23 protein-coding genes are annotated in these 25,171 nt (G+C 73.5%); 18 read left to right on the top strand and 5 right to left on the bottom strand.

Going from position 1 to position 25,171, the window contains the following annotated elements:
- The 9 genes from ACERUN_RS01325 to ACERUN_RS01285 are packed head-to-tail and all read left to right on the top strand — an operon-like array spanning position 1 to position 8,946.
- On the top strand, positions 1-834 hold the full coding sequence (locus ACERUN_RS01325) for an MlaE family ABC transporter permease (protein WP_370287748.1): 834 nt from the start codon (positions 1-3) through the stop codon (positions 832-834).
- On the top strand, positions 831-2,108 hold the full coding sequence (locus ACERUN_RS01320; protein WP_370287746.1) for an MCE family protein: 1,278 nt from the start codon (positions 831-833) through the stop codon (positions 2,106-2,108). Before ACERUN_RS01325 ends, ACERUN_RS01320 begins: the two co-directional genes overlap by 4 nt.
- Positions 2,105-3,130: an MCE family protein gene (locus ACERUN_RS01315; RefSeq protein ID WP_370287745.1), complete on the top strand. Its 1,026-nt coding sequence runs from the start codon at positions 2,105-2,107 to the stop codon at positions 3,128-3,130. The genes ACERUN_RS01320 and ACERUN_RS01315 overlap by 4 nt, the downstream gene beginning before the upstream one ends.
- Positions 3,127-4,113 carry an MCE family protein gene (locus ACERUN_RS01310; RefSeq protein ID WP_370287744.1) on the top strand — a complete coding sequence of 329 codons (987 nt, stop codon included), beginning with the start codon at positions 3,127-3,129 and terminating at the stop codon, positions 4,111-4,113. Before ACERUN_RS01315 ends, ACERUN_RS01310 begins: the two co-directional genes overlap by 4 nt.
- Positions 4,110-5,261: an MCE family protein gene (locus ACERUN_RS01305; protein WP_370287742.1), complete on the top strand. Its 1,152-nt coding sequence runs from the start codon at positions 4,110-4,112 to the stop codon at positions 5,259-5,261. The genes ACERUN_RS01310 and ACERUN_RS01305 overlap by 4 nt, the downstream gene beginning before the upstream one ends.
- Positions 5,258-6,514, top strand: a complete 1,257-nt coding sequence (locus ACERUN_RS01300; protein WP_370287741.1) for an MCE family protein — start codon at positions 5,258-5,260, stop codon at positions 6,512-6,514. Before ACERUN_RS01305 ends, ACERUN_RS01300 begins: the two co-directional genes overlap by 4 nt.
- A complete protein-coding gene (locus ACERUN_RS01295) occupies positions 6,511-7,827 on the top strand; it encodes an MCE family protein (protein WP_370287740.1) in 1,317 nt (438 codons plus the stop codon). The genes ACERUN_RS01300 and ACERUN_RS01295 overlap by 4 nt, the downstream gene beginning before the upstream one ends.
- Positions 7,824-8,351, top strand: coding sequence for a hypothetical protein (locus tag ACERUN_RS01290; RefSeq protein ID WP_370287739.1), 528 nt, complete (start codon positions 7,824-7,826; stop codon positions 8,349-8,351). The genes ACERUN_RS01295 and ACERUN_RS01290 overlap by 4 nt, the downstream gene beginning before the upstream one ends.
- Before the next feature lies 1 nt (position 8,352).
- Positions 8,353-8,946, top strand: a complete 594-nt coding sequence (locus ACERUN_RS01285) for a nuclear transport factor 2 family protein (RefSeq protein WP_370287738.1) — start codon at positions 8,353-8,355, stop codon at positions 8,944-8,946.
- 18 nt (positions 8,947-8,964) lie between these two features.
- On the opposite strand, the gene ACERUN_RS01280 is transcribed toward ACERUN_RS01285, so the two are convergent.
- Entirely contained in the window at positions 8,965-10,233 is a 1,269-nt protein-coding gene (locus ACERUN_RS01280; RefSeq protein WP_370287737.1) for a PucR family transcriptional regulator, read from the bottom strand.
- A gap of 143 nt (positions 10,234-10,376) precedes the next feature.
- Here ACERUN_RS01280 and ACERUN_RS01275 point away from each other — a divergent pair, with 143 nt between their 5' ends.
- Both ACERUN_RS01275 and ACERUN_RS01270 read left to right on the top strand, forming a co-directional pair.
- Complete coding sequence (locus tag ACERUN_RS01275) at positions 10,377-10,949, top strand: PAS domain-containing protein (protein WP_370287736.1); 573 nt, start codon at positions 10,377-10,379, stop codon at positions 10,947-10,949.
- On the top strand, positions 10,946-12,205 hold the full coding sequence (locus ACERUN_RS01270; protein ID WP_370287735.1) for a methyl-accepting chemotaxis protein: 1,260 nt from the start codon (positions 10,946-10,948) through the stop codon (positions 12,203-12,205). Before ACERUN_RS01275 ends, ACERUN_RS01270 begins: the two co-directional genes overlap by 4 nt.
- A 278-nt stretch (positions 12,206-12,483) precedes the next feature.
- Here ACERUN_RS01270 and ACERUN_RS01265 read toward each other — a convergent pair whose 3' ends face one another.
- The gene (locus ACERUN_RS01265) at positions 12,484-13,197 is read right to left on the bottom strand and encodes an SDR family oxidoreductase (protein WP_370287734.1); all 714 of its coding nucleotides are present in this window, start codon (positions 13,195-13,197) and stop codon (positions 12,484-12,486) included.
- 111 nt (positions 13,198-13,308) lie between these two features.
- Positions 13,309-14,859 carry an APC family permease gene (locus tag ACERUN_RS01260; protein WP_370287733.1) on the bottom strand — a complete coding sequence of 517 codons (1,551 nt, stop codon included), beginning with the start codon at positions 14,857-14,859 and terminating at the stop codon, positions 13,309-13,311.
- A gap of 177 nt (positions 14,860-15,036) precedes the next feature.
- On the opposite strand from ACERUN_RS01260, the gene ACERUN_RS01255 reads away from it, so the two are divergent.
- From ACERUN_RS01255 to ACERUN_RS01235, 5 genes are all read left to right on the top strand, one after another.
- Positions 15,037-16,524: an aldehyde dehydrogenase gene (locus ACERUN_RS01255; RefSeq protein ID WP_370287732.1), complete on the top strand. Its 1,488-nt coding sequence runs from the start codon at positions 15,037-15,039 to the stop codon at positions 16,522-16,524.
- Between the two features lie 2 nt (positions 16,525-16,526).
- Complete coding sequence (locus ACERUN_RS01250; RefSeq protein WP_370287731.1) at positions 16,527-17,456, top strand: catechol 1,2-dioxygenase; 930 nt, start codon at positions 16,527-16,529, stop codon at positions 17,454-17,456.
- Between the two features lie 61 nt (positions 17,457-17,517).
- On the top strand, positions 17,518-18,378 hold the full coding sequence (locus ACERUN_RS01245; protein WP_370287730.1) for a fumarylacetoacetate hydrolase family protein: 861 nt from the start codon (positions 17,518-17,520) through the stop codon (positions 18,376-18,378).
- Between the two features lie 34 nt (positions 18,379-18,412).
- Complete coding sequence (locus ACERUN_RS01240) at positions 18,413-19,915, top strand: aldehyde dehydrogenase family protein (protein ID WP_370287728.1); 1,503 nt, start codon at positions 18,413-18,415, stop codon at positions 19,913-19,915.
- Positions 19,908-20,660, top strand: coding sequence for a gamma-glutamyl-gamma-aminobutyrate hydrolase family protein (locus ACERUN_RS01235; protein ID WP_370287726.1), 753 nt, complete (start codon positions 19,908-19,910; stop codon positions 20,658-20,660). The genes ACERUN_RS01240 and ACERUN_RS01235 overlap by 8 nt, the downstream gene beginning before the upstream one ends.
- Before the next feature lie 6 nt (positions 20,661-20,666).
- Here ACERUN_RS01235 and ACERUN_RS01230 read toward each other — a convergent pair whose 3' ends face one another.
- On the bottom strand, positions 20,667-21,164 hold the full coding sequence (locus ACERUN_RS01230; RefSeq protein WP_370287725.1) for a MarR family winged helix-turn-helix transcriptional regulator: 498 nt from the start codon (positions 21,162-21,164) through the stop codon (positions 20,667-20,669).
- 165 nt (positions 21,165-21,329) lie between these two features.
- The gene (locus ACERUN_RS01225; protein ID WP_370287724.1) at positions 21,330-22,133 is read right to left on the bottom strand and encodes an acetoacetate decarboxylase family protein; all 804 of its coding nucleotides are present in this window, start codon (positions 22,131-22,133) and stop codon (positions 21,330-21,332) included.
- 142 nt (positions 22,134-22,275) lie between these two features.
- Here ACERUN_RS01225 and ACERUN_RS01220 point away from each other — a divergent pair, with 142 nt between their 5' ends.
- Positions 22,276-23,628: a glutamine synthetase family protein gene (locus ACERUN_RS01220; RefSeq protein WP_370287723.1), complete on the top strand. Its 1,353-nt coding sequence runs from the start codon at positions 22,276-22,278 to the stop codon at positions 23,626-23,628.
- 70 nt (positions 23,629-23,698) lie between these two features.
- The gene (locus tag ACERUN_RS01215; RefSeq protein ID WP_370287722.1) at positions 23,699-24,976 is read left to right on the top strand and encodes a cytochrome P450; all 1,278 of its coding nucleotides are present in this window, start codon (positions 23,699-23,701) and stop codon (positions 24,974-24,976) included.
- Positions 24,977-25,171: the final 195 nt, after the last annotated feature.

Here is a 25,171-nt window from a genome sequence, read left to right as displayed (position 1 = left end):
ATGAGCCTGCGCGACTCCTTCACCCGCCGCTCGGCAGCGGTGGTGGGCCCCCTCAACGACCTCGGCGACCAGCTCTCGCTCTACGCCAAGGCGCTGCGCGGCGTCCCGCACGCGATCCGCCGCTACCCCAAGGAGATCCTGCGCCTGCTCGGCACGACGACGTTCGGCACGGGCGGGCTGGCGATCATCGCCGGCACCGCGGGCGTGATGTTCGCGCTCTCCCTGTTCGTCGGCTCGCTGGTGGGTCTGCAGGGCTTCCGCGGCCTCGACACCCTGGGCGCCTCGGCGCTGACCGGCTTCATCACCGCCTTCTTCAACACCCGCGATATCGCCCCGCTCATCGCCGGCATCGCGCTCACCGCCACGGTCGGTGCGGGCTTCACCGCCGAGATCGGCGCCCAGCGCATCTCCGAGGAGATCGACGCGCTCGAGGTGATGGCGGTGCCCAGCGTGCCGTTCCTCATCACCACCCGCATCATCGCCGGCACGATCGCGGTCATCCCGCTCTACGTCGTGGGCCTGGTCGCCTCCTACCTCTCGGCGCGGCTGAACGTCGTCTACGTCAACGGGCTCTCGGCGGGCACCTACGACCACTACTTCCAGCTGTTCCTGCCCCCGGGCGACGTGCTGCTGTCCTTCGTCAAGACCCTGGTGTTCGCCTTCTTCGTCATGCTCGTGCACTGCTACTACGGCTACCGCGCCAGCGGCGGGCCGGCGGGGGTGGGCGTGGCCGTGGGCCGCGCGGTGCGGCTCTCGCTGGCCGCCATCGGCATCCTCGACTTCTTCATGACCCTGGTGCTCTTCGGCACCGCGCCCTCGGTGACGATCGCATGAGCGCCCGCGCCCGTCTCCACGAGATCCGCCAGCCGCTCAGCGGGCTGGTGTTCCTGCTCGTCATCGTCGGCCTGCTCGTGGCCGCCGTCGTCGATTACCAGGGCGGCTTCACCTCCCGCACCCGCGTGACCCTGCTGGTGCCCGACGCCGGCACCCAGCTGTCGGTGGGGGCGCAGGTGAAGCTGCACGGCGCCGTCGTCGGCACCGTCGACGAGATCCGCGCCGACGCCCGGGGCGCGGTGCTCACCCTCGCCCTGCGGCCCGAGGACACCGACCTGATCCCCGTCGACACCGTGGCCCGGATCCTGCCCAAGACGCTGGTGGGCCAGGACTACGTCGACCTCGTGACGCCGGTCGGTGCCGGCGGACCCACGGTCACCGAGGGCAGCGTGATCCAGCGCGACACCAGCGCCACCGCCGCCACCCTCGAGGGCGCGCTCGACGACCTGTTCCAGGTGCTGCAGGTGCTCCCCGCCGACCAGGTCGCGAGCACCCTCAACGCCCTCTCCGGGGCGCTGGAGGGCCGCGGCGAGCAGCTCGGCACCACCCTGGTCTCGCTGCAGGACTACCTCGCCCGGCTCAACCCCGCGCTGCCGACCCTCACCGACGACCTGCGCGACCTGGCCACCCTGAGCACCACCTACACCGACGCCGCGCCCGATCTGTTGCAGGCGCTGGAGGACTTCTCGGTGACCGCCCGCACCGTCACCGAGCAGCGCCAGGAGCTCGCCGGACTGTTCCAGGGCGTCCGCACCGCCGGCGACGACCTCGACGCCTTCCTGCGCGCCAACGAGGACAACCTGATCCGGGTCGCGGGCGCCAACCGCACCGCCCTCACGACGCTGGCCCGCTACGCCCCGGAGTACCCCTGCCTGCTCTCGCAGCTGGCCGGGCTGGTGCCGAAGGTCGACGACATCTTCGCCGCGGGCACCGACCGCCCGCGGCTCTCCATCACCGCACGCGTCACCAACAGCCGCGGCGCCTACCGCCCGAACCAGGACGAGCCGGCCTACGCCGACGACCGCGGCCCGCGCTGCTACCCCATCAAGGACCTCGCCCCGCAGTACCCCGAGAACGGCGGACCGTTCGCCGACGGCACGGTGCCGCCCGAGACCCGCGCCGGGCTCCCGACCTCCCTCCCCGGGAGCCTGGCCGGCTCGGACGCCGAGACCGGTCTGCTCGAGGGCCTGCTGGGCCTCTCGCGCACCGAGGCGCCGTTCGCGCCGCTGCTGCTCGGCCCGGCCCTGCGCGGCACGGAGGTGACGGTGCGATGAGGAGTCTGTGGCCCACCGTCCTCAAGCTCGGCGTCTACTCGGTGCTCACCGCCGTCGCCACCGCCCTGCTGGCGATGGTCATCGTCAACAGCCGCACCGGCCCCGCGGTCGGCTTCCGCGCCGTGTTCACCGACGCCAGCGGCGTCACCAGCGGCGACAACGTCAAGATCGCCGGCGTCACGGTCGGCAAGGTCACCGGGGTCGAGGTGGTGAACCGCGGCGACGCCCGGGTGAGCTTCACCGTCGACGAGGACGTCGTCGTGCCGGCCGAGGTGTCGGTGGAGATCAAGTACGAGAACCTCATCGGCGACCGCTACCTCGAGCTCGCCCGCCCGGCCGGCCCGGTGGGCGAGGCGCTGCCCGCCGGGGCCGAGATCCCGATCGACCGCACCCGCCCCGCGCTCAACCTCACCGTCCTCTTCGGCGGTTTCCGACCGCTGTTCGACGCCCTCCAGCCCGACCAGGTCAACCGGTTCGCCGAGGAGGTGCTCGCCACCCTGCAGGGCCAGGGCGGCACGGTGGAGTCGCTGCTGGCCCGCACCGCGTCGCTGACCTCCACGATCGCCGACCGCGACGCGGTGATCGGCACCCTCGTCGACGACCTCAACAGCGTGCTCGGCACGGTCGCCGAGCGCGACAGCCAGCTGTCCGGCCTGGTGGTCGAGCTGCAGCGCTTCGTCTCCGGTCTCTCCGACGACCGCCGCGCCATCGGGCAGGCGGTCGTGGCCCTGGACGGTCTGACCACCAGCGTCACCGGTCTGCTGCAGGACGCCCGACCGGCGCTGCGCGAGGACATCGTGGCCCTCGACGGCCTGGCCACCAACCTCAACCGCAACGAGGACCTGCTCGACCAGCAGCTCAAGGACATCCCGGTGCTGCTCGGCCGGGTCAACCGCACCGCCAGCTACGGCTCGTGGTTCCAGTTCTTCCTCTGCGACGTCGGGGGCGCGTTCACGCTGCCGAACGGCGAGCGCGCCACCCTCACGCCCTACTCCAACACCGCCTCGAGGTGCGGCCGATGAAGTCGTTCGAGAGCCGGTCGCCGGTCAAGGTCGCGATCGTCGGCATCGTGGTCCTCGTGCTCGGCGTCATCGCGGCCTACAACACCTCGCGGCTGCCGTTCCTGAACAGCTCCACCACCTACCGCGCGGAGTTCAGCAACGCCGCCGGCCTGCGGTCCGGCAACCCGGTGAAGATCGCCGGGGTCGTGGTGGGCCGCGTGTCCGGGGTCGAGCTCGACGGCGCGCAGGTGGAGGTCGAGTTCCGCATCGACGACGCCTGGGTGGGCGACGCCTCCACCGCCTCGGTGCAGCTCAACACCCTGCTGGGCCAGCGCTACCTCGCGATCGACCCGCAGGGGGAGTCCGAGCTGGCCGCCGACGGCGTGATCCCGCTGGAGCGCACCCAGACGCCCTTCGACATCGTGCCGGCGCTCAACCAGCTCTCGGCCACGGTCGGCCAGATCGACACCGACCAGCTGGCCGCCTCCCTCGACACCCTCGCCGACACCTTCGAGGGCACGCCGGGCACGGTCGGCGCGGCGCTGGACGGCCTGTCGCGGCTCTCGGAGACGATCTCGACCCGCAACGCCCAGCTCTCGCAGCTGCTCCAGCGCGCCTCCACCGTGACCGGCACGCTCGCCGAGCGCGACGTCGAGATCAGCCGGCTGCTCACCGACATCAACCCGCTGCTCGCCGAGCTGCAGAAGCGCCGCGACGCCATCCGCTCGCTGCTGGAGGGCACCCAGGACCTCAGCGTGCAGCTGCGCGGGCTGGTGCAGGACAACCGCGCCACCCTGCGACCGGCGCTCGACGACCTCGCCCGCGTGGCCGACGTGCTCGACCGCAACCGCGCCGAGCTCGACGACGGCATCGCGGCGATCCGCACCTACGTCCACCTGTTCACCAACGCGGTCGGCACCGGCCGCTGGTTCGACGCCTACGTCTGCGGCCTCGCGCCGCCGCCGGTGGGCCCGATCAACGACGGAGGGTGTGAGGCCTCGTGAGCCGTCTCCACTCCCTGACCTCCGAGCGGGGCCGCGCGCTGCTGCTCGCCGCCGCGCTCGTGGCCGCCCTGGTCGCCACGCTGGTATGGGTGATGCCCGGCGACGACCGCCGCGTCACCGCCTACTTCTCCTCCGCCAGCGGGCTCTACGAGGGCAACCCCGTGGAGGTGCTCGGCGTGCCCGTGGGCTCGGTCGCCTCGGTGGTGCCCGAGCCCGGTCGGGTGAAGGTCGTGATCGAGCTCGACGACGACGTCGACCTGCCCGCCGACGTCTCGGCGCTGCAGGTCTCGCCCAGCCTCATCAGCGGGCGCAGCATCACCCTGGCCCCGGCCTACACCGGCGGCCCGCGGCTCGAGGACGGCGCGGTCATCCCGATCGAGCGCACCCGCGTGCCGCTGGACGTCAACGACCTCGCCACCAACGCCGACGCCCTCGCGGCCGCCCTGGGCCCGCAGGGCGCGAACAAGGACGGCGCCCTCACCCGCGCCCTCGACGTGCTGGCCGCCAACCTCGACGGCAACGGCGCCGCCCTGGCCGACACCATCCGCGCGCTCTCGGGCGCCACCGGCACCCTGTCGGGATCGCGCGAGGACCTCGCCGGCACCGTCACCGGGCTGCAGGGCTTCGTCAGCACCCTGGCCGCCGACGACCCCCAGGTGCGCGAGCTCAACGCCCGCCTGGCCGACGTCGCCGGCTTCCTCGCCGACGACCGGCAGGACCTCGGGGCGGCCCTCGACCAGCTCTCCACCAGCCTGGGCGACGTGGCCGGCTTCGTGCGCGAGAACCGCTCGGCGCTGCGCACCAACGTCGACCGCCTCAGCCGGGTCACGACGGTGCTGGTGCGCAACCGTGCCGCCCTCGCCCAGATCCTCGACGAGGCGCCCACCGGCCTGGGCAACCTGTTCAACGCCTACGACGCCGCCGGCGGCACCCTCGACGTGCGGCTGGTGCTCGACGAGCTCACCCTCGGCCCCGGCGCGCTGCTGTGCGAGCTGATCGCGCGCGGTTCCCCCACCGACATCCCGAAGCCGCTGGCCACCCTGTGCAGCACCGCCGGCGGCGCGCTCGACGGCCTCGGCATCCCGCCGCTGGCCGACGTCATCACCGCCCTGCAGACCGCGGGCCAGCAGCTGGGAGGCGGCCGATGAGCACCCGACGCGTCCGGCTGGCGGGTCTGGCCGCCGCGGCGGCCCTGGTCGTGCCGTTCGGCCTCTCGGGCTGCAGCGCGCTCGACGACGGCGCCTACGGGCTGCCGCTGCCCGGCGGCGTCGACGTCGGCGACGACCCCGACACGATCACGGTGGAGTTCGCGAACGTCGAGGGGCTGGTGCCCCAGGCGCAGGTGCGGATGAGCAACGTCGGCGTCGGCGAGGTCACCGACCTCGAGGTCGACCAGGACACCTGGACGGCCGTCGCGACGCTCTCGCTGCGCCGCGACCTCGACCTCCCGGCCGACGTCACCGCCCGCGTGCGCCGCAGCAGCCTGCTGGGGGAGTGGTACGTCGAGCTCGTCCGGCCCGCCCCCGGCGCCACCGGCACCAGCACCGGCGCCCCCCTCGCGGCCGACGCCACCATCCCGCTCGCCCGCACCGGCGGCAGCGTGGCGGTGGAGGATGTCCTGGGCGCCCTCTCGCTGCTGCTGAACAACGGCGGCCTGCCGCAGGTCAACGTCATCGTCCGCGAGCTCAACCAGGCGCTGGACGGCAACGAGGCCCAGGTCAAGGCCCTGCTCGGCGACCTCACCGAGTTCACCACCACCCTCGACCGGCGCCGCGACGACATCGTGCGCGCCCTCGACGGCCTGGCGACCCTGAGCCGCACCCTCGACGACAACCGCGCCCAGCTGGCCACCGCCCTGGACCGGATCCCCGAGGGCCTGGCGGTGCTCGCCGACCAGGAGCCGCAGCTCACCGCGATGCTGCGCTCCCTCGACCGGCTCTCCGGGGTGGCCGTGCGGGTGGTGGAGCAGAGCAAGGACGACGTCGTGGCCGACCTCGAGCTGCTGCGCCCGGTCCTCACCAAGCTCACCGAGGCCGGCGACGACCTGCCGAAGGCGCTGCAGATCCTGGCGACCTTCCCCTTCACCCCCGGCTCCTACGACGCCTTCGCCGGCGACTACCTCAACCTCGAGGCGCGCGTGGAGCTGGACCTCGACGCCGTCCTGTCGACGCTGGTGGCCTCCGACCTGCCGCTGTACCTTGGGGGGCAGGAGCTGCCCAACCCGCTCCCGCTGCTGCAGGGACCGGCGGACCTGCTCGACGGCCTCATCGACGGCCTCGGCCCCGGTGGCCTGCTCGGCCGCGAGGCCACCCGCGCCGGTGCCGGTGAGGGTGCCGGTGAGCGTGCCCGTCAGGCTGCGGCCGACCCGGCGTCGCGACGCTCCCGCGGAGGTGTCCGATGATCAGCCGCCGCACCAAGCTGCAGGTGCTCGCCTTCGTCGTCCTCGCCAGCGTCGGCATCGTCTACGTCGGCGGGAAGTACGCCGGCCTCGACCGGCTCTTCGGCCCCACGAGCTACACCGTGCGGATGCAGCTGGCCGACTCCGGCGGCATCTTCACCAACGCCGAGGTCACCTACCGCGGCGTCACCGTCGGGCGGGTCGGCACGCTGACCCCCACCGCCGACGGCGTCACGGTGGACCTGGAGATCGACAAGGACGCCGAGCCGATCCCGGCCGACGGGGTGCAGGCGGAGGTGCGCAACCTCTCGCTGATCGGCGAGCCCTACGTCGACCTCACCCCCGCTACCGCGCAGGGTCCGTTCCTCGCGGAGGGGTCGGTGATCCCCGTGGAGCGCACCCGCACCCCGGTGGCGCCGGCCGCGCTGCTCACCAGCGTCAACGGCCTGCTCGACTCCATCCCGCGCGGCTCGGTCACGACCGTGCTGCGCGAGCTCGACGCCGCGTTCAGCGGCACCGGACCCGACCTCGAGCGACTGCTCGACTCCACCGCCGACGTCGTGGCCACCGCGCAGGACGTGCTGCCCCAGACGCTGCGCCTGATCGAGGACGGCGCCACGGTGCTGCGCACCCAGAACGACGGTGCCGACTCCATCCGCTCCTTCAGCCGCGACCTGCGGCTGCTGGCCGGACAGCTCGCCTCCTCCGACGACGACCTGCGCCGGCTGATCCGCACCGCGCCGGCGCTGTCGACCCAGGCGGTCGCACTGCTGCAGGAGTCGGGCCCGGGCCTGAGCCGGCTCGTGGCCGACCTGCTCACCACCGGCCGGCTCCTCGAGCCCCGCGACGCCGCCCTGCGCCAGCTGCTGGTCACCTACCCCGGCCTGGCCCGGGCCGCCTACAGCGCGATCCCCGGCGACGGCTCGGTGAAGTTCGGACTCGTGCTGAACGTCTTCGACCCGCCGTCGTGCACGAAGGGCTACGAGGGCACGAAGCGACGACCCGGCTCGGCGACCAGCGACGTGCCGGTCAACGACCAGGCCACCTGCGCGGAGCGTCGCGGCAGCCCGATCGTCGTGCGCGGCTCGCAGAACGCCCCGCGGGCCGGCGTCCCCGACGCCGCCCGGCCCGGCGGTCTCGGCACGGTCCGCCCGCTGGGCGAGGGTCGCACGCGCGGTGCGGACGTCGCCGCGCCCGCGGTCGCCACGCTCCCGGTGAGCCCCGAGGTGCTGGCGCAGCTGGCCGCACTGCTGCGCCAGCCCCCGACGACGTTCGTGAGCGACCCGTTGCAGGTGCTGCTCCAGGGCGGCCCATGAGTCGGCCCACCCCGGGACTGGTCGCGGCGGCCCTCGCGGCCGTGCTCGGGCTCGGTGCCGCCGGCTGGACCGGCGTCGACTGGGCCCGGGCCGAGCCGGAGGGGGCGGCCGCCCCGGTCGGCGTCACCGACGGCCCCGGCTCGGACGCGGCGGCGCCGGTGGTGGCCGACGCCGAGGCGGCGGTCACCGCGCTCACCACCCTCGACGCCGCCGACCCCGCGGCCTCGGTGGAGCGTTGGCGCGCGGTCACGACCGGCGCCCTGCGCGACGCCGTCGAGAGCGGCGAGGGCGACATCCGCTCCCTCATCAGCGAGGGCGACGTCGACAGCACCTCCCAGGTGCAGGACGCCGCCGTCGAGACCCTCGACACCGCCGCCGGCACCGCCACGGTGCTCGTGGCGGTGGACCTCACCCTGACCCCGGCCAGCGGCACGGCCCGCACCGAGCAGCTGCGCCTGGTCGTCACCATGGAGCGCGGCGGGTCCGGGTGGCTCGCCAGCCAGCTGCAGAACGTGGGGGCCTGAGATGACCGAGATCGACCACGGGTCCGACGCCACCGGGCCGAGCGTGCAGGTGCGCATCGGCGACGACGTCCCCGCCGCTGCGGCTCCGCGGCGGCTGGTCGCGGCCCTGCTCGCGGTGGCCCTAGTGGGCGCGCTGCTCGCGGTGCTCTTCGCCCAGCGCGCGGGGGCCGTGCGCGACGAACCCGCCGCCCCGGCGGCGCAGGCCGGTGCCGTCGGCCCCGGCGATCCCGCCACCACCGAGCTCACCCGCGCGGTCACCGCGGCGATGGCCACGCTGTGGTCCTACGACTACCGCCGCCTCGACGAGCTGCCCGCGCAGGTGGCGGCGGTCTCGACCCCGGAGTTCCAGGCCGGCTACGACGCGGTCTTCGCGCGCATCCGCGAGCTCGCGCCCGCCACCAAGGCGGTCGTGGCGGCCTCGGTGCAGCACCTCGGCGTGGTCCGCCTGACCTCCGACACCGCCGAGCTGCTGGTCTACCTCGACCAGGCGGCGAGCAAGGACGGCGGCCGACCAGTCGGTGCCGGCGCCCGGCTGCGCGTCGAGGCCGTGAAGGTCGACGGGGTCTGGCGCATCGACGCCGTCACGCCCTTCTGATCCGGTCCCTCCCCCGGGTCAGTCCCCGGCCAGTACCGCCGGCCCGAGCCACCGGCAGGCGATGAGGGCGAGCTCGACCTCCAGCCGGTCGGCGCCGAGGTCGCGGCCGCGCTCGGCGAGGGCACGGTCCACGCGGTACTTGATGGTGTTCTTGTGCAGGTGCAGCCGCTCGCCGGCGGCGACGTAGCTGCCCTGTTCGGCGAGGAAGACCCGCAGCGTCTCGCGCAGCCGGGCGGCGGCGTCCGCGGGGGCGGCGAGACGGCCCAGGGCGCGGTGCACCAGCGCCCGGGTCTGGTCGAGGTCGGTGGCCAGCAGGGCGGCGGCGCGCACCTCGGCGTCGTCGAACCCGACGACGGCGGGCGCCTCGCCGGCCAGGACCGCCACCTGGTGGGCGAGCCGTGCCTCCTCGTGGCTGCGGCGGAAGCCCTCGGGGCCGGAGGCGCTGCGGCCCAGGGCGATGCGGGTGTCGGCGTGGGGTGCGCGCCAGCCGGCCAGGCCGGGGAGGCCGGGCAGCACCTCGGGGGACTCGGTCGACCCGAGCGGGAGCCAGCCCCAGCAGACCTCGCGGTCCACGACGTGGGTGAGCGGCGAGCCGGGCAGGTGGAGGCGCCGGGCGAGGGAGTCGAGGGTCTCGGTGAGGTGCAGCTGGGGGCTCGGGTGGCGCGGCGGCACCCAGGCCAGCACGGCGACGTGGTGCTGGTGCAGCCGGTAGCCCAGGGCGGCCTCGGCCCGGCGCGCGTCGGCGGTCCGGCCGCTGAGCAGCTCGTCGAGGGTGTCGGCGCGGCGGGTGGTGCGATCGGCCAGCCAGCGCTCGCGCTCGGCCTCGTAGGCGTCCACGATGCCCTCGGAGATCCGGTCGACGTAGGAGAAGACCAGGTCGGTGAACCAGGCGCCGGCCTCGAAGGCGGCGGCCTCGCCGAGCTGGTCGGCCAGGCGGGCCAGACCCCAGCGCACGACGAGCTGCTGGCCCAGCCGGTAGGCGCGGATCAGCGGGGCGGAGCCGATGCCGCGATGGGCGAAGGTGTGGGCGTAGGTGAGCGCGGCGTCGGGCGGCGTGAGCTCGCTGAGCGGCAGGTCGTCGCGCAGCAACAGCACCAGGGAGTCGAGGTCGCCCTCGATGCTGGCGCGCAGCAGCTCGCTGTAGCGCTCCTCCCCGCCCAGCACGGGGATCTCCTGGAGGAGGTGGGCGTGCAGCAGGTCGTTGAGGGTGTCCAGCTCGGCGGCCACCTCCGCGCCCAGGCGCTCCATGGCGGACTCGAGGCCGGCCGGGGGCGTGGCGCCGGGCATGGGGCTCCTCGGGTGGGTGATCGGGGCCGGTCGGCGCCGGCGCGTCGAGAGTCTACGTCGGGGTGAGGTGGGCGATTCGATCGTTCTGCTCAGGATCCGACCCCGATGCGCCGATGGGAGCGGTATCGAGGTGAGGAGCCCCCATGAACACACCGGCGATGGCAGGTGGCCACCAGGTCACCGGCGTCGAGAAGACCTTCCGTGACGACCAGATCATCGTGTCCAAGACCGACCGTCAGGGACGTCTGACCTACGTCAACGACCTGTTCGTCGAGATCAGCGGCTTCGCCGAGGACGAGCTGATCGGCCGGCCGCACAACATCATCCGTCACCCCGACATGCCGGCCAGCGTGTTCGGGCTGCTGTGGGAGCGGATCGCCTCCGGGCAGGAGATCTTCGCCTACGTGGTCAACCGCAGCGCCGACGGCGGCCACTACTGGGTGCTCGCCCACGTCACCCCGACCCGCGACGCCGGCGGCGCGATCGTCGGGTTCCACTCCAACCGTCGCACCGCGCCGCGGGCCTCGATCCGCGTGGTGCAGGACGTCTACGCGCGGCTGCGCGACGCCGAGCGCGGCGTGAGCCCGAAGAGCGCGGCCGTCGCCGCCGGGCGCGCCGAGCTGGACCGGATCCTCGCCGACGCCGCCCTGGGCTACGACGAGTGGGTGTGGTCGCTCGCCGAGCAGGTTCCGGCCGGGACGGGGGTGGCGGCATGACCGCCCTCGACGACCGCGAGCTGCTGACCCACGAGGGTGCCGCCGACGCCCCGACGGCCACCCCCGCCGTCGCGGGTCACCCCGCGACATCCGACGACACGGCCGCGCACGAGGCCGCCTGGGTCGAGGTGCTGCGGGTGTGCCAGGCCGCGGCGCGCGGCGATCTCGAGCTGCGGGTGCCGCACCTGGGGGAGGACCCCACGCTGCGGGCCGTGCGCTCGGCCCTCAACGGTCTGCTCGACCTCACCGACGCCTACGTGCGCGAGTCCTCGGCGTCGCTGGACGCTGCCGCGCAGAACGAGTTCCACCGCCGGTTCCTCGTGCGCGGCATGCTCGGGTCCTTCCAGGCCGGCGCCGTCACGATCAACGGCGCGATCGGGGCGATGGCGCAGACCCACACCGCCCTGGTCGACCAGCGGGAGCGGCAGCGGGCGCTCGCTGCGGACTTCCAGGACGCCGTGCTGGGGCTGGCCGACCAGGTCGCGGCCGCGGCCACCGAGATGGAGTCGACCTCGCGCAACCTCGCGCACTCCGCCGACAGCTCCGCCGGACGCGCCGAGCAGGTGAGCCGCAACTCCGCCACCGCCGCCGACGCGGTCACGATCTCGGCCGCCGCCGTGGAGGAGCTCGCCGCCACGGTGAGCGCCATCGAGGAGCAGACCAGCGAGTCGCACCGGGCCGGCGAGTCGGCCATGGACGAGGCCGAGCGCACTCGCCGCACGGTGGCCGAGCTGACCGAGGCCTCCCAGGAGATCGGCCAGGTCATCACCGTCATCGGCCAGGTGGCCAGCCAGACCCGGCTGCTCGCCCTCAACGCCACCATCGAGGCGGCGCGGGCGGGGGAGTCGGGCAAGGGCTTCGCCGTCGTCGCCTCGGAGGTGAAGAACCTCGCCTCGCAGACCGCCGAGGCCACCGGGCGCATCGAGGAGCAGATCGGGTCCATCCGCACCGCCACCGAGGCCGTGGCCCGGGCGATGGGCAGCATCACCGACGCCGTGAGCGGGATGGGCGCCAACCTCGGCACCATCGCCACCTCGGTGGCCGAGCAGCGTCAGGCGGCCGGTGAGCTCTCGCGCACCACCACCGAGGCGGCCTCGGCCGTGGCCGGCGTCAACGCCGACGTCGTCGGCATCACCGCCGACACCCAGGCCACCAGCAGCGGCGCCACCCAGATGACCGCCGCGTCGCTGGAGCTGGCCAAGCTCTCGGCCCAGCTGCGCACCCACGTGGCCGACTTCCTGGAGGAGATCCGCTAGGGGCCGTCGGCCTCCCTCCTCCTCGGGTTCGACCCCGGAGATGGTGGAGGCCGCCCCGCGGGGAGAGTCATCGGACCCGGGTGCGGAGCGGCCTCCGCGGCCGGCTCGACTGAGGGGAGCCAGGTGCCGCTCCGCGATGCCTCCAGCCTAGGAGGGCAACGACAAGGCCCCGACAAGATCGCGGCTGGACCTCGGCTGGTTCGTGGATCCGGACTCCCGGTTCGGGTGTCGCGCCCGTGACGTGGTCGCGCCGGCGATCCTGTGGCGCGGGTCCGGTCTCAGAGCAGGCCGGCCACGGCGCCGCCGTCGACGCCGAGCGCGACGCCGTTGACGAACGCGGCCGGTGCGGAGCACAGGAACGCCACGACCCGGCCGAAGTCGTCCACGTCGCCGACCGGGCCCCCGCTGGGCTGTTCGGTGAGTCGGTCGGTGGGGTGGGGGCCGGGGCAGGCGAGGTTGATCGTGACGCCGTGGGCCGCGACGTCCTGCGCGGCGGTCTTCGCCCAGGCCCACAGCCCGGCCCGGGCGAGGTTGGACAGCGCCAGCCCCGGCAGCGGCTGACGCACCGCCATGGAGGTGATGAAGCAGATCCGGCCCCAGCCGGCGGCCTGCAGGTGGGGCAGCGCGGCCCGGGCGAGCCGGATCGAGGCGAGGGCGTTGGCCTCGAAGGCGGCGCGGGCGGCGTCGTCGGTCACCTCCAGGGCGCGGGCGTGGGGCGGGCCCCCGGCGTTGCCGACGACGACGTCGAGCCGACCCCAGGTGGCCAGGGCGACGTCGACCAGCCGCTGCGGGACGGCCGGGTCGGCGATGTCGCCGACCACCGGCACCGCGGCGTCGCCCAGCGCGTCGGCGGCGCGGGCGAGGGAGTCGGCGTCGCGGCCGTTGAGCACGACCCGGGCGCCCTCGGCCGCCAGCGCCCGCGCCGAGGCCAGCCCGAGGCCGCGGCTGGAGGCGCCCACGATCGCGACGCGCCCGGTGAGTCCCAGGTCCATGGGGGTTCCTTCCGTTCCTCGACGACGACGCCGCCGTCGGACACCACGGTGCCCGACGACGGCGTCGTCGACCTGCTCGGGGCCCGGTTCGGACCCCGCGCGCGGGGAGCCTCAGGTGACGAGGTCGGCGATGGCCTCGGCGTTCTCCTGACGACGCCGCACCGCGCCGATCCCCATGCCCAGCACGAGCACGACGAACGGGGCGAGCACGAGCGTCCAGCCGGTGCTGTCGAGCGCGAACGCCTGAGTGGTGGGGTCCTTGCCCTCGGCCACGGTGCCGGCCAGCAGGGCGAAGCGCGACATGATCAGGTAGGCCGCCACGGCCAGCCCGACGATCGAGAGCAGCGGGGCCACGAGCGTGTTCCACACCTTCGCCCCCTCGGGCTCGGCCCGGAAGTGCACGATCACCGCCACCGACACCAGGATCTCGACCACCACGATGGCGAGCACGGCGAGTCCGCTGAACCAGTAGAAGAGGTTGAGCACCGGGTCCTTGTCGGTGGCGGCGAAGACCACGATCACCAGCGCGGCGATGGCCGAGGTGGCGAGCGCGCCGACCACGGGGGCGCCGCGGCGGTTGGTGCGGTCGAAGGTGCGCGGCAGCACGCCCGCGCGGCCCAGGGAGAAGAAGTAGCGGGCGGCGCTGTTCTGGAAGGCGAGCAGTCCGGCGAAGAGGCTGGAGAGCACCAGCCAGCTCATCAGCTCGGCCAGCCAGCCGCCGACGTACTGGTTGGCCACGGAGAACAGCACCTGGGCGGGGTCGGCCAGCGGCACGCCCTCGACGCTGCTGATGGCGACGGTGCGGTCCACCACGGAGTCGGTGCCCAGCCCGCTCACCATCGCCCAGGAGGTGACGGCGAACAGCACGGTGATCAGCCCGACGGCGGTGTAGGTGGCCACCGGCACGGCACGCTTGGGGTCCTTGGTCTCCTCGGCGTAGATCGCGGTGGCCTCGAAGCCGATGTAGGAGGCGAACGCGAAGGCCAGCGCGATGCCGGCCGACCCGGCCAGGCCCCCGGCCAGGATCTTGTCGGGGGAGAAGGTGTCGAGCGGGGCGAGCCCGTCGGGGCCGCCGCCCTGGATCAGCACCACCACGGCGACGATCAGCAGCGAGACCACCTCGGTGGCCATCAGCAGCCCGAGCACCTTGGCGCCGATGTCGACCTGCAGGACCGAGAGGGCCAGCACGACCACCCAGGCGATCAGCGCCCACGCCCACCAGGCCAGGTCGATGCCGAGCTCGGCGTCGACCTGGCCGGCGGCCAGGGCGCCGAAGAACCCGAAGATCGCCAGCTGGATGGCGAGGTAGGCCAGCAGCGACACGAACGCGGTGCCGACGCCGGGCACGATGCCCAGGCCGCGACCCACGAAGGCGAAGAAGGCACCGGTGTTGGCCACCTTGTGGCTCATCGCGGCGTAGCCGACGCTGAACACCAGCAGCACCAGACCGGCGGCGAGGTAGGCGCCGGGGGCGGCGGCGCCGTTGCCGAGCACGATCGCCACCGGCACCGCGCCGGTCATGCCGACCAGCGGGGCCGCGGCGGCGACGACGAAGAACACGATCCCGGCGATGCCGAGTCGGTTGGGGGCGAGCTTCTCCTCGCCGGAGCGACGGGACTCCCCCGGCCCGGCGGGCGGGAAGCTGACATGCGCTTCGGACATCGCGGCGCGACCTTCCTGACGGCACCGACCCGAGCGGTGGTGTGATCTGGGACTCATGAAGATATTCGGGTCCAAACGATTCTGTCGAGGGCCTGGGGTGAATTCGTTCGGAAGCGAACGACGGCCTTGACCCGCTCCTGGCCCCCGTCTACCGTTTGGGACCAAACGATCTGGTCGATGGGGGTTGCGGTGACGGCACACGTGGTGGTCGTGGAGGGCGTCGAGGTCGACACCCGCCACTGGATCGGCGGGGCCCGGGTGGCCTCGGAGCGCACCTTCGCCGACCTCTCGCCGATCGACGGCGCCGAGCTCGCGCAGGTGCACGCCGGCACCGCCGCGGAGGTCGACGCCGCGGTGCGCGCGGCCCGCGCCGCCTTCCCCGCATGGGCGGCCTTGGGGCCGGCCGGCCGTGGCGCGATCCTGCGCCGCGTGGCCGAGGGAATCGAGGCGCGGCTGGAGGACCTCTCCCGCGTCGAGACCCGCGACAACGGCTCGCTGATCCGTAGCCACCGCCGCGGCGTCATGCCCCGGGTCGCGATGAACTTCCGCGCCTTCGCCGACTTCGCCGAGCAGGAGCTCGGGCACCCCGACCTCGAGGTGCCCGGCCGCGGCCACCGCGAGCGCATCACCTACGACCCCGCCGGCGTGGTCGCGGTGATCACGCCGTGGAACGCGCCGCTCATGCTCGCCACCTGGCGCATCGGCCCCGCGCTGGCGGCCGGCAACACCGTCGTCGTCAAGCCGCCCGAGTGGGCGCCGCTCACCGCCAGCCTGCTCGCCGACATCATGCAGGAGGCGGGGATCCCGGCCGGGGTGTTCAACGTCGTGCAGGGCACCGGGATCGAGGCGGGGGCCCCGCTCACCGCGCACCCCGGCATCGACCGGCTCGCCTTCACCGGCTCGGTGCCCACCGCCGGGGTGGTGGCCGCGGCCGCCGCCCCGAACATCGTGCCGCTCTCCTTCGAGCTCGGCGGCAAGTCGCCGCTGGTGGTGTTCGACGACGCCGACCTCGATCTCGCCGTCGAGATCGCCGTGGAGCAGTTCGACAACGCCGGCCAGGTCTGCCTCAAGGCCGCCCGGATGCTCGTGCAGGAGGGCGTCGCCGAGGAGTTCACCCGCCGCGTGGTGGCCGGCGCCGCTGCGCTGCGCCAGGGCGACCCGCGCGAGGAGGACACCGACGTGTCCGCGCTCATCGCGCCGCGTCACTTCGAGCAGATCAGCGGCTTCGTGGCGCGCGCCCTCGACGCCGGCGCCCGCGCGCTGGTGGGCGGTGGCCCCAACGACGACCTCGGCGGGCTGTTCTTCCGCCCGACCGTGCTCGTGGACTGCCCGCCCGGCGCGGAGATCCTCACCGAGGAGGTGTTCGGCCCGGTCGTGACGATCGAGACCTTCGCCACCGAGGACGAGGCCGTGCAGCGCGCCAACGACACCCGCTTCGGCCTCGCCGCCACCCTCGTGACCGGCGACCGCGAGCGCGCCGAGCGGGTCTCGGCCGCGCTGAACGCCGGCACGGTGTGGGTGAACTGCTTCTTCGTGCGCGACCTGCGCGCCCCGTTCGGCGGCAACGGCCGCTCCGGCATCGGTCGCGAGGGCGGTATCTGGTCCTTCGACTTCTACACCGACATCAAGAACAGCGTCTTCAGCCCCAGCGGCTGGGAGGAGTGAGCATGGGCGAGGTCGTCGGGGCGGGTCTGCTGGCCCACGTGCCCACCATCGTGCTGCCCGAGCACATCCGCCGCGAGCTCAACCACGGCGAGGACTCCACGCTGGTCTCGGGCCTGCACCAGCTGCGGCGCGAGGTCTTCGAGACCCTCGACTACGACACCGTGGTGGTGCTCGACTCGCACTGGGCCACCACCGTGGAGTTCGTCGTGACCGCCCAGGACCGCCGCGCGGGGCTGTTCACCTCCGAGGAGCTGCCGCGCGGCATGTGCCGGCGTCCCTACGACTTCCCCGGCGACCCCGAGCTGGCCCACCTGATCGCCGCGCAGGCGACGGCCCACTCCACCTGGATCACCGCGATCGACGACCACCACCTGCCGATCTTCTACGCCACCACCAACCTGTGGGAGTTCCTCGGCCGGGGCCTGCCCGACAAGCGCTGGATCTCCATCGGCGTGTGCCAGACCGCCGACGGCGAGGACTCCTACCGCCTGGGCCGCGCCCTCGGCGATGCCATCGCCGCCAGCGACCGCAAGGTGCTGCTCGTGGCCTCCGGTGCCATGTCGCACACCTTCTGGCCGCTGCGGCAGCTGCGCGACCACGAGGCCGCCGGCCCCGAGCACATCTTCAGCCCCGAGGCGCTGGCCGCCGACCTCGAGCGCATCGCGTGGTTCAAGGCCGGCGACCACGCCCGCGTCATCGAGACGATGCCGGACTTCCTGCGGTTCAAGCCCGAGGCCCGCTTCATGCACTACCAGATGATGATCGGCGCGCTGGGGGAGTCGGCCTGCACCGCCCCCGCCCGCCAGTACGGCGAGTACGAGAACTCCGTGGGCACCGGCCAGGTGCACCTGTGGTTCGACCGGCCCGAGGACGGCTTCCCCGCCCCCGCCCGCACCCCGCGCGACCCCGAGTTCGTGCGCCAGACCAGCTGAGGCTCCCCCAGTCACCCCCCGTCACCCCCCGCCAGCCCCCGCCACCCGAGGAAGAACCGAGATGACCCTGCGCGAGACCCGCCGCATCCTGCTCGACGGCACGCCCGTCGACGTCGTCCGCCGCGGCGAGACCCTGGTGGCCGGCGACGGCCGCGAGGTCGCCGTCGCCGACGCCGTGCACCTGCCGCCGGTGACGCCCAGCAAGATCGTGTGCGTCCACCTCAACTACCGCTCCCGGGTGGAGGAGATGATGACGGCGCTGCCGCCGGCCCCCACCTACTTCCACAAGCCCGTCTCGGCGCTGAACAGCCACGACGCCGCCGTCGTGCGCCCCGAGGGCTGCAAGTGGCTCAACTACGAGGGCGAGATCGCGATCGTCATCGGTCGCACCGCCCGCAACATCTCCCCCGCAGAGGCCGGCGACTACATCCGCGGCTACACCGTGGCCAACGACTACGGCCTGCACGACTTCCGCGACACCGACTCCGGCTCGATGCTGCGCGTCAAGGGCGCCGACACGCTGTGCCCGGTGGGCCCCGGCGTCGTGGAGGGCTGGGACTTCCGCGGCAAGCGCATCCGCACGCTCGTGAACGGCGAGGTGCGCCAGGACGGCACCACCGACGAGATGGAGTGGGACATGCACTACCTCGTGGCCGACATCGCCCGCACCATCACCCTCCAGCCCGGCGACCTGCTGCTCTCGGGCACCCCCGCCATCTCGCGCACCGTCTACCCCGGCGACGTCGTCGAGGTCGAGGTCGAGGGCCTCGGCACGCTGCGCAACCACATCGTCAGCGGCCCGACGCCGATCCGCGCCGACGTCGGCGCCCAGCCCACGGAGACCGAGGAGGTGCTCTCCACGGCCCAGGGTGGCGACTGGGAGTTCCGCGGCATCCGCAAGCCCGCCCCGCCGCTGCACTGACTCCCGCCCGACCCGCCGCGCCCGAGGAGCCTCGATGAGCACCAGCACCGACCCCGTCCTCGCCGTCGACTGGGCGGCGCGTGCCGCTGCGCTGACGCTGCCGCCGGGGATCTTCGTCGACGGCGGGTTCCGCGAGGCGGGCGGCGTGCGCACGATCCGCACCCCGCGCGACGGCAGCGCCCTGGGCGAGCTCGCCTGGGCCACCGAGGCCGACGCCGACGCCGCGGTGGCTGCCGCCCGGCGCGCGTTCGACCACGGCCCGTGGCCGCGGCTGCACCCGCGCGAGCGCGGGGAGGTGCTGCAGGCCTTCGCCGCCGGCGTCGAGGCGCACCGGGCCGAGCTCGCCCTGCTGATCAGCCTCGAGATGGGCAAGCCGGTCCGCACCGCCTACGAGATCGAGCTGCGGGCGCTGGTCCGCACCCTGCGCTACTACGGCGAGCTGGCCGACAAGGAGCACGGCGAGATCACGCCCACCACCGCGGGCGACCTCTCGCTGGTCACCCGCGAGCCGGCCGGCGTGGTGGCTGCCGTCGTGCCGTGGAACTTCCCGCTCACCCTGGCGGGCTGGAAGTTCGCGCCCGCGCTCGCGGCCGGCTGCACCGTGGTGCTCAAGACCTCGGAGTCCTCGCCGCTGTCGATGTTGCGGGTGGCCGAGATCGGCCGCGAGGCCGGCCTGCCCGACGGCGTGCTCAACGTGTTCTCCGGCGACGGCCACGTGGTGGGCCGCGCCCTGGGCCTGCACGACGACGTCGACGTCCTCACCTTCACCGGCTCCACCGCGGTGGGCCGGCACTTCCTGCGCTACTCCGCGGAGTCCAACCTCAAGCGGGTCTACCTCGAGCTCGGCGGCAAGAGCCCGCACGTGATCCTGCCCGACGCCCCCGACCTCGACGCCGCCGCCGACTCCGCCGCCTGGGCGATCTTCTTCAACTCCGGGGAGATGTGCACCGCCGGATCGCGGCTGGTGGTGCACCGCGACGTCGCCGCGCAGGTGGTGGCGCGGATCGTGGAGACCTCGCGCTCGTGGCAGCCCGGCGACCCGCTCGACCCCGCCACCACGATGGGCCCGCTGATCGACGAGCCGGCGCTGGAGCGGGTGCTCGGGCAGCTGCAGGACGGCGTCGCCGCCGGTGCGCGCGTGCTCACCGGCGGGTCCCGCGCCCGGCCCGGGAGCGGCGGCCCGTACCTGGAGCCGACGGTGGTCACCGACCTCGCGCCCGACAACGTGCTCGTGCGCGAGGAGCTGTTCGCCCCCGTGCTCTCGGTGCTCGAGGTGGCCGACGAGGACGAGGCCGTGCGGGTGGCCGGCGACACGCCCTACGGACTGGCCGCCGCGGTCTGGACCGCCGACCTCGGCACCGCCCACCGCGTGGCGAGCCGGCTGCGCGCGGGCACGGTGTGGGTGAACTGCTACGAGGAGGGTGACCTGTCGGTGCCCTTCGGCGGCGTCAGGCTCTCGGGGTTCGGCCGCGACAAGTCGCGCCACGCGCTGGAGCAGTACACCGACCTCAAGACCACCTGGATCCACTATGGGTGAGGCCCGCCCGGCCCTGGACCGGCCCCGGATCGTGATCCCGGCGCGGTTCTCGGCCAGCGCGTCGGCCCTGCGCTACGGCGCCGAGGTCACCTCCCGCACCCTCGTGACGGCGGTCTTCGCCGCCGGCGGTGAGCCGCTGGTGATCCACCCGCACGCCCCCGGCGGGGTGGCCGACCCCGACGACGTCGCGGCCCGGCTGGCGCTCGCCGACGGCGTGCTGCTGCCCGGAGGCGGCGACCTCGCCGCCCGCTGGACCGGCCAGCAGCCCCACCCCACGCTGTACGACGTCGACGAGGAGCAGGACGCCTTCGACCTCGCCGTCGCGGCCGTCGCGCTGGAGCGCGGCCTGCCGCTGCTCGCGGTCTGCCGCGGCCTGCAGGTGGTGAACGCCCACCGGGGCGGCCGGGTCGTGCAGGACATGGACACCGAGCTCGGCGACGGCCCTGATGCCGGCCGCCACCACCGGCATCGGCGCCACGACGTGACCGTGACGGCGGGCAGCGCGCTCGCCGCGGTCGTGGGGGAGCGGGTGGCGGTGTCCTGCTACCACCACCAGTGCCTGGCCGACCTCGGCGCCGGCCTGCGCGTCGTCGCCCGCGCCGAGGACGACGTCGTCGAGGCCGTGGACCTGCCCGGCCACCCGGGCTGGTTCCTCGGCGTGCAGTGGCACCCCGAGGACACCTGGGACACCGACCCCGCCCAGCTCGCGCTGTTCCGCGCGCTGGTGGACGCCGCCCGCGGGTAGGGCCGCTCAGGCCTCCTCGGAGGCCACCACCAGCGCGCGCAGCGCCTCGGTCATCGTGGCCAGCTGCTCGGGGGAGAGCTGGCTGACCACCTGCGACTCCGCGGCGTTGAACTCGGGGTAGATCCGCTCCATCAGCGCCACGCCCTCGGCGCTGAGCTCCAGGCTCACCAGCCGCCGGTCGACGGTGCTCGGGATGCGCTCGATCAGCCCGCGGCTCTGCAGCGTCTTGGCCACCCCGGTGAGCGTGCCCTTGCTGATGCCCACCGACTCCGCGACGTCACGGGTCTCCATGGAGTTCCAGATCCACAGCGTCCACAGCACCAGGAACCCGGTCCAGGTGAGGTCGTGCGGGCCGAGCACCTGGTTGGTCAGCCGCGCCCGCACCGCGTTGGCCGCCCGGTACAGGCTCAGCAGGCCGTGCGAGGCGGCGTAGTCCAGCGGCAGGTGCTGCACCCGCTCCCGCGTGGCGGCCTCGGTCTCGGCGAGCGTGTGGCGGTCGGGCATGGTCGCAGCGTAGAGGCCCCACCTCCCCCGCCGGTTCCGTGGTCGCCGGGGGAGCGTTGCAACTAGCGAAATGAGCAGGGCCCGCGGTGGGTGCCGCGGTCCGGTGTGCACATGTCGCTAGTTGCAACGGGAGACGGCGGGGACCCGCGGGTCGGGAGGGACGGGTCAGCGGGCCTCGGGGAGGACGGCGAGGCTGGTGCCGCCGTTCCACTCCACGCCGACCTGGCGGTAGTAGCCGCCGATCATCTCCTCGATCTCCAGCGACGCCACCTCCTCGGTGGGGGAGTCGAAGAGCCGCAGCTCGGCGTCGCCGGACCAGGCCTGGCCGCCCTGGAAGCTGCTGGCGCCGGAGGAGATGAGCTCGGCGAAGGCGTCGCCGGGGCCGCCGATGTTCGGCAGCACGCGGTGGTGGGCCATCGGGTGCCCGTTGACGAAGCCGTTGGTGGGCGACTCCTCGCGCAGGGTCAGCACCGCCTCGGCGAGCCGGCGGTCGCCGACGGCGAGGGTGGCGCCGAACATGCCGCCGGGGCCGATCTGCGGGGCGCCGTGGGCGAAGGGGTGGGGGCGGGTCTGCCACATCGAGCCGAGCTTCTTGGGGTAGCCCTGGTGCAGGCCGCGGGCGATCGCGAAGTCCTTGTCCACCCAGATGTAGACGCAGCGCGAGTACGTGACGCCCTCGTAGGCGCACCGCACGACGACGAAGGCCTCCTTGTACTGCGAGCGCACCGGGTCGAGCAGCTCCTCGCGGCTGGTGGAGCAGGATTGCCAGTCGGCCCAGATGAAGGCGACGGCGCCGGGGTCCTCGGGCGCGAGCTCGAGCGGGGCGGGCAGCAGCGCGGCGACGTTGGCGGGGTCGGTGCGGTACTCCACGGTGAGCAGGTCGCCGGAGTAGAACCAGGGCGGGTCCGGGATGAGCGAGGACCGCCCGGTGGCGGTGCGGGGGTAGAGGAAGCCGCTGAGCTGGGACATGTCACTCCTGGAGGAACAAATCGTTTGGATCCATACGATAGACGTTGCCCAGGTCACACGGAAGTCTTGTGCTCACCTGCTCCCCGGCATATTGTTCGGATCCAAACGACATCCCGAGACGCTTCGTGAAGGGGAGTGCGCGATGGCCCACTTCGACACCTCCGGCCTCCAGCCCGCCCAGGACCGGCTCACCCAGGACGGCATCGACGTCGTCCGGTTGGGCTACGCCGACCTCATCGGCGTCGAGCGCGGCCGGGACGTGCTGGTCAACCGCTTCGGGCGCACCGTCGGCGGCGGCGTCGCCTTCTGCCGCTCGGTGTTCGGGACCACCCCCCGCGGCGGCGTCGTCGACTTCGAGGGCGGGATCTCCGCCGGCCTGCCCGACGTCATCGCCTTCCCCGACCTCGCCACGCTCGCCCCCGTGCCGTGGGAGCCCGGCGTCGCGCACGTCATCGCCGACGTCTTCAACCCCGACGGCACCCCGTGCGCCGAGAGCCCGCGCCAGGTGCTGCGCGGGGTGTGCGCGGAGTTCGAGGCCCTCGGCCTGCGCCCGATCGTCGGGCCGGAGATCGAGTTCTACCTGCTCGAGGAGCACGCCGGGTCGGCCAGCGGCTGGCGCCGCTACGGCGAGGGCACCGGCAACGTCTACACCTCCGGCCTCAAGGGCGACCCCGAGAACGTGCTGCTGGACGCCCTGCGCCAGCTCGGCCAGTACGGCATCGAGGTGGTGGCCGCCAACCACGAGTTCTCCTCCGGCCAGTTCGAGATCAACCTCTGGCACGGCGACGCCCTCGACGCCGGCGACCGCGCCCACCGCTTCAAGGCCGCCATCAAGGAGCTCGCTCGCCGTCGCGGCCTGCTCGCCACCTTCATGCCCAAGCCGTTCAACGACGAGGGCGGCTCGGGCTACCACCTGCACTTCTCGGTGCTCGACGACGCCGGCGCCCCCGCGTTCGACGACCCGTCCTCGGCCGACGGTCTGTCCGACCTCGCCCGCTGGGCCATCGGCGGCATCCTCGCCCACGCCCCCGCCATCGCCGCGGTGTCCAACCCGACGGTGAACTCCTACAAGCGCTTCGGCCCCGACACCCTGGCCCCCTGGCTCATCGACTGGGGCCTGGACAACCGCTCCGCGATGGTGCGGATCCCGCCCGAGCGCGGAGCGGCCTCGCGCCTGGAGCTGAGGCTCGGCGACGCCAGCGCCAACTCCTACCTCGCCATCGCCGCGATGCTCGCCGGCGCCATCCTCGGCATCAAGAACCGCATCGAGCCGCCCGCGGCGCTGGTGGGCTACGGCTACGACGCCAGCGTGTCGCCGAAGCTGCCGCAGAGCCTCACCGAGGCGCTCGACGCGCTCGAGGGCGACACCGAGATCGCCGGCCTGCTCGGCGCCCCCTTCGTGAACGCGTTCCTCGCCTACAAGCGCGACGAGGTGGAGCGGTTCCACACCTGGATCACCGACTGGGAGTTCCAGGAGTACACCTACCACCTCTGAGCCGGCCCGCCGCGCCCGACAGACCCCGCTCAGACCCCCGCTCATCGACCCACACCGCAGGAGTACCGCCATGCCCCGACCCGAGCCCGTGCCGCTGTCCGAGGTCGACCTCGCCGACATCGACGGCTTCGCCGACCTGCGCGGCTACGCCCAGTTCGATACCCTGCGCGCCGAGGACCCCGTGCACTGGAACGCCGAGGACGGCAACAGCGGCTTCTGGGCGGTCACGCGGTACCACGACATCTGGACCGTCGACCGCGACTCCGAGACCTTCACCTCCGAGGCGTTCGTCAACCTCGAGGAGGTCGACGACGACCTGCGCGACCTGCGCCGCTCCCTGCTGGAGACCGACGGCGAACGCCACCAGGCGCTGCGCCGGCTCATCCACCGCGAGTTCACCCCGCGCAACCTGATGAAGAACTACGAGGGCTTCCTGCGCCGCCTCACGAAGGAGACCGTCGACCGCGCCTTCGCCGCCGCGGCCGAGAACGGTGGCGAGATCGACTTCGTGAAGATGATCAGCGCCGACTTCCCGATCCAGGTGCTCGCCCGGCTCCTCGACGTGCCCGTGGAGGACACCCCGCAGCTCATCGCGTGGGGCAACGAGATGGTGGCCAACACCGACCCCGACTACGCCAAGGTGCGCGCCGACCTCGCCGAGTCCGACCAGTACCGTCACCTGCCCTTCCGTTCGCCCACCGTGCAGGAGGTGTGGGACTACGGCAACGACCTGCGCCGTGCTCGCGTGGGCGGCGACGGCACCGACCTCGTCTCGATCCTGGCCAACCGGATGCCCGAGGACGGCGTCCCGCTGAGCCAGCAGGACTTCAACAACTACTTCTCGCTGCTGGTGATCGCCGGCAACGAGACCACCCGCCACGCCATCAGCAACTCCATGCTCGGCCTGATCGAGCAGCCCGACCAGCTGCGCGCGCTCCAGGCCGACCCGGGCCTGCTCGTGACCGCCGTGGAGGAGCTGCTGCGCTGGGCCTCCCCGGTCTACCACTTCCGTCGCACCGCCACCCGCGACGTCGAGCTGGGCGGCAAGCAGATCCGCGAGGGCGACAAGGTCGTGATGTGGTTCGCCTCCGGCAACCGCGACGAGGAGGTGTTCGCCGACCCCTACGCCATTGACGTCACCCGCACCAACGTCGACCACATGACCTTCGGCAAGGGCAGTCCCCACCTGTGCCTGGGCAACAACCTGGCCCGCATGGAGATCCGGCTGATGTTCGAGGAGCTCCTCCCGCGCCTGGCCGACATCGAGCTCGCCGGCGACGTGCGCCGCATCCGCAGCAACTTCGTCAACGGCATCAAGTCCTTCCCGGTCCGCCTCACCCCCGCCTGACCGGGGGCTGGGTGGCCGGGGTCTCCCGTTGCAACTAGCGACATTGGCAGGGGCTCCCGGGTTTCACCCAGGGGGCCCTCCGCTCCTCCACGGCCTGCAGCAGCGGCTCGGGGCCGCAGCAGTACACGAGGGTGTCCGGGCGCGCCAGGCCGAGCACGGCGTCGAGGTCGAGCAGGCCGTGGGTGTCCTGGGGCA

Origin of the sequence: Nocardioides sp. (assembly GCF_964229035.1) — a bacterium.
Taxonomy (GTDB): domain Bacteria; phylum Actinomycetota; class Actinomycetes; order Propionibacteriales; family Nocardioidaceae; genus Nocardioides.
The sequence above is the reverse complement of the archived record's forward strand: the minus strand, read 5'-3'. Positions and strand labels throughout refer to the sequence as shown.

What these genes read in the sequence shown, in the direction of transcription:
- ACERUN_RS01325 (WP_370287748.1), top strand. Translation starts at nt 1, where the DNA reads ATGAGCCTGCGCGACTCCTTCACCCGCCGCTCGGCAGCGGTGGTGGGC.
- ACERUN_RS01320 (WP_370287746.1), top strand. Translation starts at nt 831, where the DNA reads ATGAGCGCCCGCGCCCGTCTCCACGAGATCCGCCAGCCGCTCAGCGGG.
- ACERUN_RS01315 (WP_370287745.1), top strand. Translation starts at nt 2,105, where the DNA reads ATGAGGAGTCTGTGGCCCACCGTCCTCAAGCTCGGCGTCTACTCGGTG.
- ACERUN_RS01310 (WP_370287744.1), top strand. Translation starts at nt 3,127, where the DNA reads ATGAAGTCGTTCGAGAGCCGGTCGCCGGTCAAGGTCGCGATCGTCGGC.
- ACERUN_RS01300 (WP_370287741.1), top strand. Translation starts at nt 5,258, where the DNA reads ATGAGCACCCGACGCGTCCGGCTGGCGGGTCTGGCCGCCGCGGCGGCC.
- ACERUN_RS01295 (WP_370287740.1), top strand. Translation starts at nt 6,511, where the DNA reads ATGATCAGCCGCCGCACCAAGCTGCAGGTGCTCGCCTTCGTCGTCCTC.
- ACERUN_RS01290 (WP_370287739.1), top strand. Translation starts at nt 7,824, where the DNA reads ATGAGTCGGCCCACCCCGGGACTGGTCGCGGCGGCCCTCGCGGCCGTG.
- ACERUN_RS01285 (WP_370287738.1), top strand. Translation starts at nt 8,353, where the DNA reads ATGACCGAGATCGACCACGGGTCCGACGCCACCGGGCCGAGCGTGCAG.
- ACERUN_RS01280 (WP_370287737.1), bottom strand. Translation starts at nt 10,233, where the DNA reads ATGCCCGGCGCCACGCCCCCGGCCGGCCTCGAGTCCGCCATGGAGCGC.
- ACERUN_RS01275 (WP_370287736.1), top strand. Translation starts at nt 10,377, where the DNA reads ATGAACACACCGGCGATGGCAGGTGGCCACCAGGTCACCGGCGTCGAG.
- ACERUN_RS01270 (WP_370287735.1), top strand. Translation starts at nt 10,946, where the DNA reads ATGACCGCCCTCGACGACCGCGAGCTGCTGACCCACGAGGGTGCCGCC.
- ACERUN_RS01265 (WP_370287734.1), bottom strand. Translation starts at nt 13,197, where the DNA reads ATGGACCTGGGACTCACCGGGCGCGTCGCGATCGTGGGCGCCTCCAGC.
- ACERUN_RS01260 (WP_370287733.1), bottom strand. Translation starts at nt 14,859, where the DNA reads ATGTCCGAAGCGCATGTCAGCTTCCCGCCCGCCGGGCCGGGGGAGTCC.
- ACERUN_RS01255 (WP_370287732.1), top strand. Translation starts at nt 15,037, where the DNA reads ATGGGGGTTGCGGTGACGGCACACGTGGTGGTCGTGGAGGGCGTCGAG.
- ACERUN_RS01250 (WP_370287731.1), top strand. Translation starts at nt 16,527, where the DNA reads ATGGGCGAGGTCGTCGGGGCGGGTCTGCTGGCCCACGTGCCCACCATC.
- ACERUN_RS01245 (WP_370287730.1), top strand. Translation starts at nt 17,518, where the DNA reads ATGACCCTGCGCGAGACCCGCCGCATCCTGCTCGACGGCACGCCCGTC.
- ACERUN_RS01240 (WP_370287728.1), top strand. Translation starts at nt 18,413, where the DNA reads ATGAGCACCAGCACCGACCCCGTCCTCGCCGTCGACTGGGCGGCGCGT.
- ACERUN_RS01235 (WP_370287726.1), top strand. Translation starts at nt 19,908, where the DNA reads ATGGGTGAGGCCCGCCCGGCCCTGGACCGGCCCCGGATCGTGATCCCG.
- ACERUN_RS01230 (WP_370287725.1), bottom strand. Translation starts at nt 21,164, where the DNA reads ATGCCCGACCGCCACACGCTCGCCGAGACCGAGGCCGCCACGCGGGAG.
- ACERUN_RS01225 (WP_370287724.1), bottom strand. Translation starts at nt 22,133, where the DNA reads ATGTCCCAGCTCAGCGGCTTCCTCTACCCCCGCACCGCCACCGGGCGG.
- ACERUN_RS01220 (WP_370287723.1), top strand. Translation starts at nt 22,276, where the DNA reads ATGGCCCACTTCGACACCTCCGGCCTCCAGCCCGCCCAGGACCGGCTC.
- ACERUN_RS01215 (WP_370287722.1), top strand. Translation starts at nt 23,699, where the DNA reads ATGCCCCGACCCGAGCCCGTGCCGCTGTCCGAGGTCGACCTCGCCGAC.